The 15648-nt window shown below is 60.2% G+C and carries 15 protein-coding genes; 13 read left to right on the plus strand and 2 right to left on the minus strand.

What is annotated here, in order from left to right; translation table 11 throughout:
- Positions 1-178: 178 nt before the first annotated feature.
- The 5 genes from eco (at position 179) to G5179_RS12860 (ending at position 4652) form a co-directional block, all read left to right on the plus strand.
- Positions 179-661, plus strand: a complete 483-nt coding sequence (gene eco, locus G5179_RS12840; protein ID WP_005337529.1) for a serine protease inhibitor ecotin — start codon at positions 179-181, stop codon at positions 659-661.
- A 298-nt stretch (positions 662-959) separates the two neighbouring features.
- Positions 960-1331, plus strand: a complete 372-nt coding sequence (maoP, locus tag G5179_RS12845; protein WP_005337527.1) for a DUF413 domain-containing protein — start codon at positions 960-962, stop codon at positions 1329-1331.
- Positions 1331-2203, plus strand: a complete 873-nt coding sequence (hdfR, locus tag G5179_RS12850) for an HTH-type transcriptional regulator HdfR (protein WP_005337525.1) — start codon at positions 1331-1333, stop codon at positions 2201-2203. Before maoP ends, hdfR begins: the two co-directional genes overlap by 1 nt.
- A gap of 171 nt (positions 2204-2374) precedes the next feature.
- On the plus strand, positions 2375-3316 hold the full coding sequence (locus G5179_RS12855) for a hypothetical protein (RefSeq protein ID WP_421258496.1): 942 nt from the start codon (positions 2375-2377) through the stop codon (positions 3314-3316).
- Between the two features lie 145 nt (positions 3317-3461).
- Positions 3462-4652, plus strand: coding sequence for an amino acid aminotransferase (locus G5179_RS12860; protein WP_182937729.1), 1191 nt, complete (start codon positions 3462-3464; stop codon positions 4650-4652).
- 116 nt (positions 4653-4768) lie between these two features.
- Here the strand turns inward: G5179_RS12860 and G5179_RS12865 are convergent, their stop codons facing one another.
- Together G5179_RS12865 and G5179_RS12870 are read right to left on the minus strand one after the other, a co-directional pair.
- The gene (locus G5179_RS12865; RefSeq protein ID WP_335819671.1) at positions 4769-5272 is read right to left on the minus strand and encodes a DUF2062 domain-containing protein; all 504 of its coding nucleotides are present in this window, start codon (positions 5270-5272) and stop codon (positions 4769-4771) included.
- A complete protein-coding gene (locus tag G5179_RS12870; protein WP_005350890.1) occupies positions 5266-5784 on the minus strand; it encodes a DUF2062 domain-containing protein in 519 nt (172 codons plus the stop codon). Before G5179_RS12870 ends, G5179_RS12865 begins: the two co-directional genes overlap by 7 nt.
- 27 nt (positions 5785-5811) lie before the next feature.
- Here G5179_RS12870 and G5179_RS12875 point away from each other — a divergent pair, with 27 nt between their 5' ends.
- The 8 genes from G5179_RS12875 (at position 5812) to pgsA (ending at position 15524) form a co-directional block, all read left to right on the plus strand.
- On the plus strand, positions 5812-8013 hold the full coding sequence (locus G5179_RS12875) for a DNA internalization-related competence protein ComEC/Rec2 (protein ID WP_216963409.1): 2202 nt from the start codon (positions 5812-5814) through the stop codon (positions 8011-8013).
- A 104-nt stretch (positions 8014-8117) separates the two neighbouring features.
- Positions 8118-9881: a lipid A ABC transporter ATP-binding protein/permease MsbA gene (msbA, locus tag G5179_RS12880; protein ID WP_075115539.1), complete on the plus strand. Its 1764-nt coding sequence runs from the start codon at positions 8118-8120 to the stop codon at positions 9879-9881.
- Entirely contained in the window at positions 9881-10876 is a 996-nt protein-coding gene (gene lpxK / locus G5179_RS12885) for a tetraacyldisaccharide 4'-kinase (RefSeq protein WP_421258497.1), read from the plus strand. Before msbA ends, lpxK begins: the two co-directional genes overlap by 1 nt.
- A 121-nt stretch (positions 10877-10997) precedes the next feature.
- On the plus strand, positions 10998-11186 hold the full coding sequence (locus G5179_RS12890) for a Trm112 family protein (RefSeq protein ID WP_005347033.1): 189 nt from the start codon (positions 10998-11000) through the stop codon (positions 11184-11186).
- Positions 11183-11932 carry a 3-deoxy-manno-octulosonate cytidylyltransferase gene (kdsB, locus tag G5179_RS12895; RefSeq protein ID WP_201906360.1) on the plus strand — a complete coding sequence of 250 codons (750 nt, stop codon included), beginning with the start codon at positions 11183-11185 and terminating at the stop codon, positions 11930-11932. Before G5179_RS12890 ends, kdsB begins: the two co-directional genes overlap by 4 nt.
- Positions 11933-12144: 212 nt before the next feature.
- Positions 12145-12789, plus strand: coding sequence for a UvrY/SirA/GacA family response regulator transcription factor (uvrY, locus tag G5179_RS12900; protein WP_005337448.1), 645 nt, complete (start codon positions 12145-12147; stop codon positions 12787-12789).
- A gap of 127 nt (positions 12790-12916) precedes the next feature.
- Positions 12917-14770 carry an excinuclease ABC subunit UvrC gene (uvrC, locus tag G5179_RS12905; RefSeq protein ID WP_005359709.1) on the plus strand — a complete coding sequence of 618 codons (1854 nt, stop codon included), beginning with the start codon at positions 12917-12919 and terminating at the stop codon, positions 14768-14770.
- A gap of 199 nt (positions 14771-14969) precedes the next feature.
- Entirely contained in the window at positions 14970-15524 is a 555-nt protein-coding gene (pgsA, locus tag G5179_RS12910; protein ID WP_031227442.1) for a CDP-diacylglycerol--glycerol-3-phosphate 3-phosphatidyltransferase, read from the plus strand.
- Positions 15525-15648 lie beyond the last annotated feature (124 nt).

The following is a 15648-nucleotide window of genomic DNA, read 5'->3' on the forward strand; positions in this document are numbered from 1 at the left end:
CTCGCTTTTTGTTTCAGGTTCCTGTAACGGGAGTGTGCGCCCTGTCAGAAAATAGCCAGATCACGTCATGGTGTGCCGGATCTGCATCATTTTACGCAGTTTTTACGTAGCAGATCGCTGGCATGAAATCGGCAGAGCGGTTAGTCTAGCGGCGTTGAACCAACCCCATGAGGTACAGATGAAAACCGTATTGCGTTTTAGCCTGCTGGGCGCCTTGTTGCTGGGTGGCCATGCCTTCGCCGCCGAGCCGAAAAAATTTGATATCAGCATGTTCCCAGCCGCTGACGTGAATCAGGAACGTGTGGTGATCCGCCTGCCTGAAGTCGAGAAAGAAGCCGACATGATGGTCGAGCTGCAGGTCGGCAAAAAGATGATGGTTGATTGCAACGTACCGCGTTTTGCAGGCAACCTGGAACAGCACAGCGTCAAAGGTTGGGGCTACAACTACCTGAAGCTGGGCAAAGTCTCCGACCCCATCAGCACCCTGATGATGTGCCCGGATAACCAGCAGAAAGAGACCTTCGTCCAGATCTACGGTCAGGGCTTCTTCGTGAACTACAACTCAAAACTGCCGTTCGTGATTTACGTGCCGCAGGAGTATGAAGTGCGCTACCGTCTGTGGCGTGCCGACAACCTGGCCCAACCGGCCATGATTGAGTAAGCATGTTTGAACCAAAGGTTCAGCTGGTTCATCTGATGTGATAAATAAAGCGCCGTATGGCGCTTTATTTTTGCCTGCACAGTCCAAAAAGTGACGTGCAAATTGGCTGCACGTTTACATAAGTTTATTATTTATCAACGTTTTTTGTGTGTTATGCCACAAAATCGGCGTCAGCGATGGGGCAAAGTGACTTCGATAAAAGATATTTATTAACATAGTGAGAAAATTGATTTTGCACTCGGCGATGGCCTGATGATACTTGCCCGCAAAGGTCAAACTAACCAGAAAAAAGAGCACTATGAGCTTCGAATCAGACAAGCGTTTCAACGACTTCAAACATTTTCCCCGTGGCCTGCGTCGCAGTGGTGAATTCACTGTGGCCGAAGCGGACAGTCTGGAAAAGTATGGTACCGCCATGCTGGCACTCTACCAGGGCAACCTTGCACCCCGTGACGATGTCGAGTCCGCCTTCGTCGAGCAGGTCAAATCCGGCGCAGCCGGTGCCAACCCCCATGCCAAGGTGTGGTTCAAGTACCTCAAGGTGATCGGTCCCAAGCGTGTTCATCGCCTCTGCACCGTTGTTGGTGGTGCCAGCGAAGAGAGCAGCGGTGGCGGCAGCTTTGATGTCGGTGGTGGCAGCGGCGGTGGCAGTGACGAGTCCATCGATTAATGGATACCGAGCTGCTTCGGACCTTTATCGAGGTGAGCAAGACCCGGCATTTTGGCCGGGCTGCTGAAAATCTCTACCTGACCCAGTCGGCGGTGAGTTTCCGGATCCGCCAGCTAGAGCAGCAACTGGGTGTCAGTCTGTTTGCCCGTCATCGCAACAACATCCGCCTGACCGCCTCCGGTGAGCGTCTGCTGCCCTACGCAGACGCCATCTTGCACACCCTTGGTCGCGCCAAGCAGGATGTTGCGCTCTCGCCAGGATTCAGCCAGCAGTTGGCCATCGGCGCGCCCGCGGTGTTCTGGGAGCTCGATTTCAACGACTGGCTCAATCATATCTATGCACTGGCGCCCGGTTTAGCGGTACGGCTGGAAACGGCTTCCCGTGAGCACCTCTGCCGTCAGTTGCTGGAGCGCTCCCTCGATCTGGCCCTGCTCTCCGAACCCACCAAGATCGACGAGATTGCCCTGCATCCCATCGGTGAGCTGGTGTTCGAGCTGGTGAGTCGGGATCCGGCCGCCAATGCCGACAACCTGATGCAGATGCCGCACATCCACCTCGACTGGGGCACCAGCTTCGAGCCGCAACCCAGCCGCTTGCAGAGCCTGCAAAAGACCCCGGTGCTGCACTCCAGCTCCGCTAGCATGGCGTTGCAGTTCGTGCTGGCCAACGGTGGTGCTGCCTACCTGCCACGGCGCATGGTCAGCCCCTTCCTCGAGAAGGGGGCGCTCCATCTGGTGGAGGGGGGCCAGCCGCTGAGCCGTCCGCTCTATCTTGCATATCTGGAGAAATCCGATCGCCGTGAGCTGATCGATCAGCTGTTGACCCTGCCACTGGGTTGGCACGACGCCGAACTGCGCCTCAACGTCGAATAAGCGTCGAGTGTTATCCAAGAAAGAGCCCACCCCACTGTGGGCTCTTCTGTTTGGAGCAGATTGCAGGGAGCGAGGTCACGTAATTGGCGCGGGAGGCTTGGCGTCATCGGCCTGTAACGGTACCTTTTCAGGCTGTTTATCCGATTGAGCACTGACAGGGATGGATTGTAATTGATCGACTTTAGTCACCCCGAATGGCGGGCGCTGGCGCAGCAGTTGCTGAGCCACTCACCTGTGGTGATCCGTGGCCGTCAGTGGCAACCGCTGGTGGGCCTGCTCAAGGATAACCAGCTGCTGCTTGCCCACGGCAACCACAGCTATGAGCTCACCCCGGCCGGGCGGCGCTATCTCACCCGCGAGCTGATGCTGGCCGAGATCGCCACCGCTCCCCCCGAGCCCGAGGAGTGGTTGCATGCTCAGGGCTGGCAATTGGGGGAGCAGGTCAACGAACGGGTGCTGGCGGCGCTCTATCGCAAGAGCGAAGTGAACTTCACCCCCAACGAGCAGATCGATTTCGAGGACAAGGGGATCCGGCTCTGTGCCGATCAGCTGTTGCGCTTGCGCGCCGCCCAGCCGTTCAGCCTCTTTTTCAGCGGCGGCACCCTGATCGACGCAGCCCCCTGGTTGCAGGCGCTGGGGGAGGTGGCGCTGCCCGAGCGCACCCTGGCGGGTCTTGGCAAGATCCTGTGGGGGGAGGGGAGCATCGAGCGGGTGATCACCACAGACAGCGTCGGCGCCTTTGCCGAGCTGCCTCTTGAACCCGGCACCTTGCTGGTGTGGGCACCCCCATCGGCTCCCCTTGCCTTGCAGCAGGTGGTGGCCGCCTTGCCCCCCAATGTGCTGTGGAGTCATCTCACCGCCCTCGACCCTGCCGGGGTGGATCGGCTGCAGGCACTGGCCCAGCGCTTGGGTCGTCCGGCCAGCTGGTGGCTGCCTCGTGATCTGGCCCCCATCCTCAGCGCATATGCCCAGCCTTTGACTGAGGCTCGGCACTGGGAGCCGAGCCGGATTCCCAAGTCATTGTTAGCAGTTTGTAGCGGTTTGGTTGAGTCCAATGGTGGCTTGTCGGCCGAGGTGTGCGCGCTGGCACCAGCGTGGCATGCCGTTGGTTGAAATTGGCCCGAAAGCGAGCCAAAAAGCGGTTTTCCCCCATTGAACGCGGTGATATAAAGAGTTGACGAAGCGCTCGCCAGATGAGCGCTTTTGTTTATCAAGCCGCTTTGCCACCCAACGAACTCAACGGAATACAGGGAATACCATGTTTGAAAAGGTTGTTGCCGCCCCAGCGGATCCGATCCTGGGCCTGACCGAAGCCTTCCGTGCTGACTCTCGCAGCCACAAGATCAATCTGGGCGTAGGGATCTACAAGGACGAGTCCGGTGCCACCCCCATTCTTCACTGCGTCAAGAAAGCCGAGCAGAAGCTGCTGACCGACGAGAAGACCAAGAACTACCTCGGTATTGAAGGCAATATCGAATATGGCCGTATCGTGCAGCAACTGCTGTTCGGGCAGCATTCTGCGCTGGTTGCCAGCGGTCGTGCCAAGACCGCCCAAGCGCCGGGCGGTACCGGTGCCCTGCGTATCGCGGCCGAATTTGTGGTGCGCAATGGTCTGGCCAAGACCATCTGGATCTCCGATCCCACTTGGGCCAACCACGTCAGCGTATTCCAGGCCGCGGGCCTGACCGTCAAGTGGTACAAGTACTACGACGCCGCCACCAAGGGGCTCGACTTTGCCGCCATGCAGGCTTCGCTGGCCGAAGTGCAGCCGGGTGAGCTGGTGCTGCTGCACGGTTGCTGCCACAACCCGACCGGTATCGATCCCACTGCAGAACAGTGGCGCGCGCTGGCCAAACAAAGTGCTGCCGCCGGCTGGTTGCCGCTGTTTGACTTCGCCTATCAGGGTTTTGCCCGTGGTATCGAAGAGGATGCCGAAGGCCTGCGTATCTTCGCCGAATGCCATGACGAGCTGCTGGTGGCGAGCTCTTTCTCCAAGAACTTCGGCCTCTACAACGAGCGGGTCGGTGCCTTCACGCTGGTCAGCGCAACCAAAGAGATCGCCGATGTGGCCTTCACTCAGGTCAAGACCGTGATCCGTGCCAACTACTCCAACCCGCCGTCACACGGCGCCGCTGTGGTCACAGCCGTGGTGAGCGATCCGGCTCTCTATGCCGAGTGGGTCGAAGAAGTGGCCGCCATGCGGGTGCGTATTCGCGAGATGCGCGAGCTGCTGGTAGAGAAGCTGGCTGCCCTCGGCGTGAGCCAGGATTTCAGCTTTATCCGCGAGCAGAACGGCATGTTCTCCTTCTCCGGTCTCTCCAAGGATCAGGTTGAACGCCTCAAGAGCGAATTTGCCATCTATATCGTCGGCTCCGGCCGGATCAGCGTAGCCGGTATTACCCGCGCCAATATCGATCCCCTGTGCGAGGCGATCGCCAAGGTGCTGTAATCGCATCGCCTGATGCTCTGGCACTATGCAGCACTATGCCATAAAAAAGCCCGTCACCTTGGTGACGGGCTTTTTTGATCGTCAACGGCTGATCGCCAAACAAGGCTAAGGGCGGCTCAGTGGTGGCGGGCACCTTGCCACAGTTTGCGCAGTTGCAGCAGCAGCGCGGTCAGGGCGCCGCCGCTCAGGGCGGTGAGCACCGCCAGCAGCAGGCTGCCGAGCAGGAAGGGGGGCACCAGGGTCGCCGCTTCCTGCTCCAGCCAATGGAGGGTCCAGGTAAGGTGGAAGGGCTCCGGCGTCTGGTGCAGCACCAGACAGCCGGTGCGATAGGCGTAGAGATACATGAATGGCAGGGTCAGCGGATTGTTGAACCAGACTGCCAGCAGCGCCAGCGGCAGGTTGAGGCTGAATGCCAGCGCCAGACCGACTGCGATAAGCGAGTGCATCGGGATGGGGAACCAGCAGGCGAAGATCCCGGCTGCTACCGCGCCGCTCAGGGCGCGGGTTCCCCCTTGCCAGAGTGCTGGGGCAAGCAGTCGTTCACCAAACAGGGCAAACCACTTCTGCTGGCGCAGGGTATCGGGATCGAGCTTGAAGCGGGCAAACCAGCGACTCAGCATGGGCGGGCCATCTTGCGTTTTTGCCACTGGCGCACCGTGCTGATCCGCCAGAAGGTGCGGATCAGGGTGTAACCGATAAGAGAACTGAGCAGGGCCAGGATCAGCGAGCCCAGCAACAGCGGCGGTGCCACTGTGCCCAGTACCGAGACCAGCCACTCCCAGGTGAATTCAATCTCTATCTGCTGCGCTGAATGTCCCAGCAGCTGGCAACCCACCAGATAGGCGCCATAGAGCAGGGGCGGCATGGTAAAGGGGTTGGAGAGCCAGACCAGCGCCACCGAGAGCGGCAGATTGACCCGGCACAGGATGGCGCCTCCGGCGGCCAGCAGCATCTGGCAGGGGAGCGGCACCCAGGCCATGAAGAGGCCCACCGCAAAGGCCCCGGCGGCCGAGCGGCGGTTGAGGTGCCAGAGGTTGGCATCGAGCAGCAGTTTGCCGAACAGCCGCAGGTGCTTGTGTTCTTTCAGGGTTTGCTGATCGGGCATCCAGCGTTTAATGAGTCGTTTGGGCATATTGAAACCTTGCTAAATACTTGCTCCATGGATCTGCGTCTGTTGTCGTTTGCCCTGGGGGCAAGCTCCTCACTGCTCTGGCCATGGTTACCTTCACTCGCATGGGGGGGCCTGTTGCTGTCCCTGCTGATCCCCCTTGCATATTGCCGTGCCTGGCGGTGGCTGTTTCTCCTGCTCGGCATCCTCTGGATGCAGGCCAATCTTGCCTATCGGCTGGCCTGGCTGGAGCGGTTGGGCGATCAGACGAGCCACATGATAACCGCACAGCTGCAAAGTGCAGAGCCCGAGGGGGATAAATTTGTCCGGCTGCTGCTGCGGGTGAGCACCCTCGACGAGCAACCGGTGACACCTGAGCCCCTGATCCGGGTCAATGCCTATCAGGCATTACCCGCCATGACGGTAGGCAGCCGGATCACCCTGGTGACCTCGTTGAAACCGGCTCACGGTCTTGCCAACGAGGCGGGGCTGGATGGGCGGCGTCTGCTGCTGGGCAAGGGGATCACCGCCACTGGCAATCTGCGTCGGGTGATAGATATTCAACAGGCACCTGCGGGTTGGCGTGAACGCTGGTTGGGGGCCGCGACCGAGAGTTGGCGTCCGCTTGACCATGCCCCCTTGCTGGCGGCGCTCACTTTTGGCGAGCAGAGCGGCATCACGGATGCCCAGTGGGAGCTGTTTCGCGGCAGCGGCCTGACCCATATCATCGCCATCTCAGGGCAACACATCGCGCTGGTGGCGGTGCTTGGGTGGTGGCTGGGCAGGCTGTTTGGTCTGCGCGGCGCCATCATCACCTCCCTGCTGTTTGCCGCCGTCTACAGTGCGTTGGCCGGATTTGCGGTGGCCACCGAACGGGCTCTTATCATGGTGCTGGTGTGGAGTGTATTGCGCTGGAGCCGGCGAGAGTGGCCGGCCTGGCGCATCTGGCTGTGGGCCTTTGTGGTATTGACCCTCTGGGATCCCTTCGCCCTCTATTCGGCCGGCTTCTGGCTCTCGTTTCTGGCGGTGGCCATCTTGCTGCTGGTGGGATATGTCCACGACAAGCCGGGGCTCTGGCAGATCCAGCTCTGGCTGCTACTCGGTCTGCTGCCGCTGCAACTGGCGTTGTTCGAGGGGATAGCGCCCCTTGCCATGGTGATCAACCTGTTGGCGGTGCCGCTCTTTTGTATCGCCATCATCCCGCTGGCCCTGATCGGTGTGCTGCTGGCGCCGCTCTCCACCTCGCTTGCCTACGGCCTGTTCTGGCTGGCGGATTTGGGGCTCGGGTGGGTGTTGACGATCCTGAACTGGCTTTCCGATCAACTGCAACTGTGGTGGCCACTGCCCGGCTGGTGGCTGCCGCTTTGCACCCTGCTGTTGCTGCTCTGGTTCGCCGCGCAGTGGCGCCCGGCACGTTGGCTGTTGCTACCGGGTCTGTGTGCGCTGTTGTTGGCGCTCTGGCCAACGCCAGTCCGCTGGCAACTGCGGGTGCTGGATGTGGGGCAAGGGCTGGCAGTGCTGATCAGCAAGGGGGAGCGTGCCATCCTCTATGACACAGGTGATCGCTATCCCGGAGGCTACAACATGGCGGACGCGGTGATCCTGCCCCAGCTAAGCCATCTGGGGATCTGGGTCATCGATCGCCTCATCATCAGCCACAAGGATCGGGACCATGCCGGCAATCGCAAGCGACTGCTCAGCGCCATGCCGGTGCGTCACGAGTTCTCCTCTTACCCCTTCAGTGAGGGAACCACCCTGTGCCAGCGTGGGCAACAGTGGCGCTGGCAGGGGCTCTCGTTTGTGGTGCTCTGGCCCGAATACCCAGGCGGTGGGCGTAACAACGATGGCTGCGTGGTACGCATCAGCGATGGCGAGCGCAGCATATTGCTGAGCGCCGATATCGAACGGCAGGCCGAACAACGACTGGTGGCGCTGGAGGGGGAGGGGTTGGCCAGCACCTTGCTGGTGAGCCCCCATCATGGCAGTCGCACCTCCTCCACACCCTCGTTTGTCGCGGCGGTGGCGGCAAAGGATGTGATCCACAGCGCCGGTTTTATGAATCAGTGGGGCTTTCCCCGTCCCGATGTGGTGGCCCGCTATCGGGATGCCCGCCAGTGGATCACCGGTCAGCAAGGGGCGATGCTGGTCGAACCCACCGCAGCGGGCTTGAGCGTCACTGCCGAGCGAGATCTGGGTCCCTGGTACCGGCGCAGTGGCGAGTGGTGGCGACCGCGAGTGTGGTTTGAGCAATAATCGGCCATTTCTGCCGTGGAGGAATGCGATATAGGTGGCGGCGCTTGGTGTAAGCCTGCGCTTTGGCTAGAATAGCCCGTCATTTCCATTACTAACGGCTATTCATGCAACAAGAAACCTCACAAGAGAGCTGGCCAGTATTCAAACGCCTGCTCGGTTATGTCCGTGATCGCAAGCTGGGCCTGGTCGGTGGCATCATCGGGATGCTGGGCTATGCCGCCGTGGATACCACCTTTGTCTACTCCATCAAGCCGCTGATCGATCAGGGCATCAATGGCAACGACAGCACCGTTTTGAAATGGATGCCTTTCTTCGTCCTCGGCATCGTGGCCCTGCGCGGTGTCGCCAACTTTCTCTCCAACTACTGCATGGCCTGGGTTGGCAACCACGTCGTGATGCGTCTGCAACAGCAGGTGTTCAATCACATGGTGGCGATGCCGATGAGCTTCTTCGACCGTCAGAATACCGGTCATCTGCTCTCCAAGGTGACCTATGACGCCAGTCAGGTCTCCTCGGCGGCGAGTACCACGCTGGTGACCCTGGTGCGGGAAGGGGCGACCGTGGTCGGCCTGCTCGGCCTGATGTTCTGGCACTCCTGGCAGCTGTCGGTGATCTTTTTGGTGGTTGGCCCGCTGGTGGGGGTCATCATCGGCCTTATCAGCCGTCGTTTCCGCCAGATCAGCCGTCACATTCAGCAGGCGGTGGGGGATATCACCACCTCCACCGAGCAGATGCTCAAAGGGCACAAAGAGGTGCTGATGTTTGGTGGCCAGAAGGTGGAAGAGAAACGCTTCTTCCAGGTCAGCAACAACATGCGCCAGCAAACCATGAAGATGGTCGCGGCTGATGCCATCGGCAGCCCTGTGGTGCAGATGGTGGCCTCCATCGCGCTGGCTGCCTTCCTCTATGTAGCTACCATCGACAGTGTGCGCAGCGAGCTGACTGCCGGTACGTTTACCGTCATGATCACCTCCATGATGATGCTGCTCAAGCCGCTGAAAAGCCTGACCGACGTCAACAACCAGTTCCAGCGGGCCATCACTGCCTGCCACAGCCTGTTTGGCCTGCTCGACACCGAGCCGGAGCAGGATACCGGCACCCGCACTCTGGAGCGTGCTCGCGGCGAGATCGAGTTTCGCAACGTCACCTTCACCTACCCGACCAAGGACACCCCGGCGCTGCACAACGTCAGCTTCAAGGTGGAGGCGGGTAAGTCGGTGGCGCTGGTGGGCCGTTCCGGCTCTGGCAAGAGTACCATTGCCAGCCTGCTGACCCGCTTCTACGACATCGATCAGGGCGAGATCCTGCTGGACGGCATCAACATCCGCGAATACAAGTTGAGCGAGCTGCGCAAGCAGTACGCGCTGGTCTCCCAGCATGTTCACCTGTTCAATGACTCGGTGGCCAACAACATCGCCTACGCGGCAGAAGACAAATACAGCCGCGACCAGATCGTGCAGGCTGCTCGTATTGCCCATGCCGACGAGTTCGTCAGCAAGATGAGCAACGGATATGACACTGTGGTTGGCGAGAACGGTGCATCCCTCTCCGGTGGTCAGCGCCAGCGTGTGGCCATCGCCCGCGCTCTGCTGCGCGATGCGCCGGTTCTGCTGCTGGATGAGGCCACCTCGGCCCTCGATACCGAGTCCGAGCGCCACATTCAGGCGGCCATCGACGAGCTTTGCAAGGCGCGTACCTCGCTGGTGATCGCCCACCGTCTCTCCACCATCGAGAAGGCGGACGAGATCCTGGTGATCGACGAAGGTCATATCGTCGAGCGCGGTAACCACGAAGCATTGATGGAGCAGCGTGGCACCTATGCCCAGCTGCGCGCCATTCAGTTTGGCAACGCGGGAAGCAAGGCCTGATGCTGGAACGGCTCTGGTATCGCAAAAGTGGCTGGCGCTGGTTGCTGGCCCCCTTTGCCCTGCTGTTTGCCATCATCAGCGGCGCCCGCCGCTACGCCTATCGTCACGGCTGGCGCAGAGGGTATCGCGCCTCCTTGCCGGTGATCGTGGTGGGCAATATTTCGGTGGGGGGCAACGGCAAGACGCCGGTGGTGGTCTGGCTGGTGGAGCAGTTGCAAGCCCGTGGCTATCGTCCCGGGGTGGTGAGCCGTGGTTATGGTGGCAAGGCGCCCCATTACCCCTATCGGCTGGATAAGACTAGCACCACTGCGCAGGCCGGAGATGAGCCGGTGCTGATTGCCCGGCGCTGCGGCTGTCCGGTGGTGGTTGCCCCGAAACGGGCCGACGCGGTACGACTGCTGGAGAAGAGCGGTGAGGTGGATATCATCATCACCGACGACGGTCTGCAGCACTATGCGCTGGCCCGCGACATCGAGCTGGTGGTGGTGGATGGTGCCCGCCGTTTCGGCAACGCCTGCCTGCTGCCGATGGGGCCGCTGCGCGAGCCGATCACTCGTCTCAAACGGGTGGACGCCATCATCTGCAACGGCGGCGAGCCGGGCAAGGGGGAGTACCCCATGCAACTGGTCGCCGACACCCCGCGCCGGGTGCGCGACGATGCACCGCTTGCCGCCCCCTTGTCGGGGCCGGTCGATGCGCTGGCGGGGATCGGTCATCCACCCCGCTTCTTTGCCACCCTGGAAGGGCTCGGCTATCAGCTGGATCAGCAGGCCGCCTACGGCGATCATCACCCCTTCGATCGGGATGAGCTGGTGGGGCGCTTTGCCTGCAAGCCGCTGCTGATGACCGAGAAGGATGCGGTCAAGTGCCGCGCGTTTGCCCTCGATAACTGGTGGTATCTGCCGGTCAGCGCCGAGTTGCCCGCCTCCCTGCTCGATGCCCTGCTGCACAAGCTGGGGGCGAAGGCAAAGGGCGCGACCAGGGCGCAAGATTAATCTCTCTCGCCTCGGCGGGGGAGCAGGGGGGGAATATGCCCCGCATGGAATATCTGGTTGCTCGACATCCATCGCTGGCGTGATGAAGCCGCCAGCGCGACATCGTTGAAGGAGTATCGTTTTGGCTTTGGACATCAAGTTGCTCGACATCATCGCCTGCCCGGTCTGCAAGGGTAAGCTGCACTACAACAAAGCAGTCCATGAGCTGGTCTGCCGTTTTGACAAGCTGGCCTATCCGCTGGAGGAGGGGATCCCGGTGCTGCTGGAGAACCGTGCCCGTCCGCTCAATAGCGATGAGCTGCCGTCATGAGTTTCGTCGTCGTCATTCCGGCCCGCTATGCGTCAACCCGTCTGCCGGGCAAGCCGCTGGCTGATATCCATGGCAAGCCCATGGTGCAGCACGTGGTGGAGAAAGCCCTGCAATCCGGTGCCGATCGGGTGATCGTCGCCACCGATGACGAGCGGGTGCAGCAGGCACTGCTGAGCACCGGCGTCGAGGTGTGCATGACCTCACCGGATCACCAGTCCGGCACCGAGCGTCTGGCCGAGGTGTGCCGTCACTACGGCTTTGCCGCCGATACCATCATCGTCAATGTGCAGGGGGATGAGCCGCTCATTCCGCCCGCCATCATTCGTCAGGTGGCGGATAATCTGGCCGCTGCCACGGCGCCGATGGCGACCTTGTCGGTGCCGATCAAGGATGCCGAAGAGGCGTTCAACCCGAACGCAGTGAAAGTGGTGACTGACAAGGATGGCTACGCCCTCTACTTCAGTCGCGCCAGCATTCCCTGGGATCGGGATCGCTTTGCCAAGAGCCATGAGCAGATTGGTGACCACTACCAGCGCCATATCGGCATCTACGCCTATCGCGCCGGCTTTATCCAGCGTTACGTAGACTGGGCACCGAGCGTGCTGGAGCAGGTCGAGGCACTGGAGCAACTGCGGGTGCTCTGGTACGGGGAGAAGATCCACGTCGCCCAGGCCCTTGAAGCGCCGCCGGTCGGGGTGGATACCCAGGCCGATCTTGAGAAGGTGCGGGCCTTTTTGGCCAAGTGATGGCCACAGCACTAAAGTCATGAAAGACGGTGTCGCAAGGCACCGTTTTTTGTTTTGAAAATTTATATAATTATTTGATTTTAAACGCTAAACATGGGTTTTCTCAAACTTTTGGCGTGCATGGTTTGCCAAAGCGACGAGTTTGGTTATGATGCAAGACGCCCTGTTAACCCTAACCGGGCGGCTAAAACGAGATAAAACGGGGTGTTTGGGTGATAAATGTATTCCTGGTCGATGATCATGAGCTGGTGCGTACAGGGATAAGACGCATTCTTGAAGATGTGCGCGGGATCAAGGTGGTGGGTGAGGCACAGAGCGGCGAGACCGCAGTTACGTTCTGTCGCCAACACCATCCGGACGTGATCCTGATGGACATGAACATGCCGGGTATTGGTGGTCTGGAAGCGACCCGCAAAATTCTGCGGATCCGCCCCGATGTACGCATCATAGTGCTGACCATTCATTCAGAAAATCCGTTCCCCACCAAGGTGATGCAGGCCGGCGCCGCCGGTTACCTGACCAAGGGGGCTGCCCCTGACGAGATGATCCAGGCGATCCGGTTGGTGCACTCCGGTCAGCGTTACATCTCCCCGGAGATTGCCCAGCAGATGGCCCTCAGCCAATTTGCCTCCGCTGACGAGAATCCCTTCAAGTCCCTCTCCGAGCGCGAACTGCAGATCATGATGATGATCACCAAGGGGCAGAAGGTGACCGATATCTCCGAGCAGCTCAACCTGAGCCCGAAGACGGTCAACAGCTACCGCTATCGGCTGTTCAGCAAGCTGGGGATCAACGGTGACGTGGAACTGACCCATCTGGCCATTCGCTATGGCATGCTGGATGCCGATACCCTCTAATCGGGTGGCGTGTGGTCACAAAGGCGGCGAGTGCCGCCTTTTTGCTTTTCTGCCCTTTTGCTTTTCAGGCGGCGGGGGCAGTATGCTCTGCCCGTCAATTTTTGCCTTTGTGTGAGCCGAGCAGCTGATGACCCTCTCTCCCGAACCTCTCTTCGACAGCAAGGCGTTTCTGAGCGCCGTCACCCATCAAAGTGGCGTCTACCGCATGTATGACAGCGGTGGCACCGTGATCTATGTGGGCAAGGCCAAGGATCTGAAAAAGCGGCTCGCCTCCTACTTTCGCACCAACGTCGACAGCATCAAGACCCGCACCCTGGTGCGTCAGATCGCCGATATCCAGGTCACCGTCACCCACACCGAGACCGAGGCGCTGATCCTCGAGCACAATCTCATCAAGCAGTACCAGCCCCGTTATAACGTGCTGCTGCGGGACGACAAATCCTACCCCTGGATCATCATCACCGCGCACCAGCATCCGCGTATCGGCGTCCATCGCGGCGCCCGCAAGGTGAAGGGGGAGTACTTCGGCCCGTACCCCTCTGGCGGCGCGGTGCGTGAGAGCCTGCACCTGATGCAGAAAATTTTTCCGGTGCGTCAGTGCGAGGATGCGGTCTATGCCAACCGCACCCGTCCCTGCCTGCTCTATCAGCTCAAGCGCTGCGCCGGCCCTTGCGTGCCCGGACTGGTGAGCGAGGCCGAATATGCCCAGCAGGTTGAGCTGGCCAAGCTGTTTCTGGCGGGCAAGAACCAGCAGGTGATTGGCGAATTGGTGGGCAAGATGGAGTCCGCCAGCGGCGATCTGCGCTTTGAAGAGGCGGCCCGCTACCGGGACCAGATCCTGGCGCTACGCCGGGTCACCGAGCAGCAGTCGGTGAGCGGCAACGTGCTGGACGAGCTGGATGTGGTGGGGGTGGCCTTCCAGCAAGGTGCTGCCTGTATTCACGTGCTATTTATCCGTCAGGGCAAGGTGCTCGGTTCGCGCAGCTACTTCCCGAAAGTGCCGGCCGATACCCAGCTCGACGAGGTGGTGCAATCCTTCCTGCTGCAGTTCTATCTGTCGGGGCAGGGGGGGCGGCAGATCCCGAGCGAGGTGTTGCTCGATGTGGCGCTGGAGGACGAGAGCGTCATCGCCGAGACCCTGAGCCAGACAGCAGGCTACAAGGTGCGGGTGGTGAGCCGTACCCGCGCCGAACGGGCCCGCTTTATCAAGCTCGCCTCCATCAACGCCGAGACGGCGCTGCGCTCGCGGCTGGCTCACAAGAGCACCATCACCGCCCGCTACGACCAGCTGGAAGAGCTGCTGGAGCTGGAGCGCCCTATCGCCCGCATGGAGTGTTTCGATATCTCCCACACCATGGGGGAGCGCACGGTGGCCTCTTGCGTGGTGTTCAACCGGGAGGGGCCGCTCTCATCGGAATATCGTCGTTTCAATATCGACGGCATCACCGGTGGTGATGACTACGCGGCCATGGAGCAGGCGCTGGAGCGCCGCTTTGGCAAGCAGCAGGAGCCGGACAAGGTGCCTGATGTGCTGTTTATCGACGGCGGCCTCGGCCAGCTGCGCCGCGCCGAAGAGATCCTGGCCCGTCAGCTGGAGTTTCTCGGCGGCAAATATCCGCTGCTGGTGGGGATTGCCAAGGGGGTCACCCGCAAGGCGGGGTTGGAAACTCTCATTATGGGGGAGAGCCACGAAGAGCTGCATTTACCGGCAGATATGCCCGCTTTGCACCTTATTCAGCATATTCGCGATGAATCCCACCGTTTTGCCATTACCGGCCACCGGGCCAGACGGGCCAAGGCCCGCACCAGCAGCAGTCTGGAGGATATTCCGGGGGTGGGGCCAAAGCGACGGCAGGCGCTGCTCAAATATCTGGGCGGTCTGCAGGAGGTCAAAAAGGCGAGCGTGGATGAACTGGCCAAGGTACCCGGCATCAGTCAGGAGCTGGCCCAGACCATCCACGATGGCTTGCACAGCGCCTGAGCAGGGTTAGCAGCATGGCACAATCGCTAACTCCTTGATGCACAAGAGCCGTGACGCGGGGGGGCCGTAAATGCCATAATGGCCCTCGCATTTTGAGAAGATTGATGGATTAAAAAGACCAAGACGGGCGCCAGTGCGGTTGCATCGCAAATCGGCTTTGGCGCACTATGTAGCGACGTACAAGAAGTGGCTGAAAATAATGACAAACATACCTAACCTGTTGACGTTTTTCCGGATTTTGCTCATTCCCGTCTTCGTCATCCTGTTCTATCTGCCTTATCAATGGTCCTATCTGGCTGCCGCCATCATCTTTATTCTGGCTGCTGCTACCGACTGGTTTGATGGCTATCTGGCTCGTAAGCTCAATCAGTCCACCGCCTTTGGCGCCTTCCTTGACCCGGTTGCCGACAAGATCATGGTCGCTGCCGCACTGGTGGTCATCGTCGAACACTACAACACCATTTGGGTGACCATCCCCGCCATGACCATGATTGGCCGCGAGATCATCATCTCCGCCCTGCGCGAATGGATGGCCGAGCTCGGCAAACGCTCCTCGGTTGCGGTCAGCTGGATTGGCAAGTGGAAGACCATGATCCAGATGGTGTCACTCACCGGTCTGATTTGGCAATATAACGTCTGGATGGTATGGCTCGCCTATGTGATGCTCTATGTCGCTACAGTGCTCACCTTCTGGTCGATGTTCCAGTACATGAAGGCGGCCTGGGGCGATTTGACCCACCACGCCAACCTGTGAGTCACTGGCGCCGCAAGGTGAGGTTTCCGCTGATTTGAGGCAGGAAACGGCCAAAGGCGCTAAAACTGTTCAAAAAGGGCAAAAAATGCCCGAACGATCAGGTAATTAAATATTTCTGGTTGAC

This window comes from Aeromonas sp. 600886, from assembly GCF_049174935.1.
Classification (GTDB): domain Bacteria; phylum Pseudomonadota; class Gammaproteobacteria; order Enterobacterales; family Aeromonadaceae; genus Aeromonas; species Aeromonas veronii_A.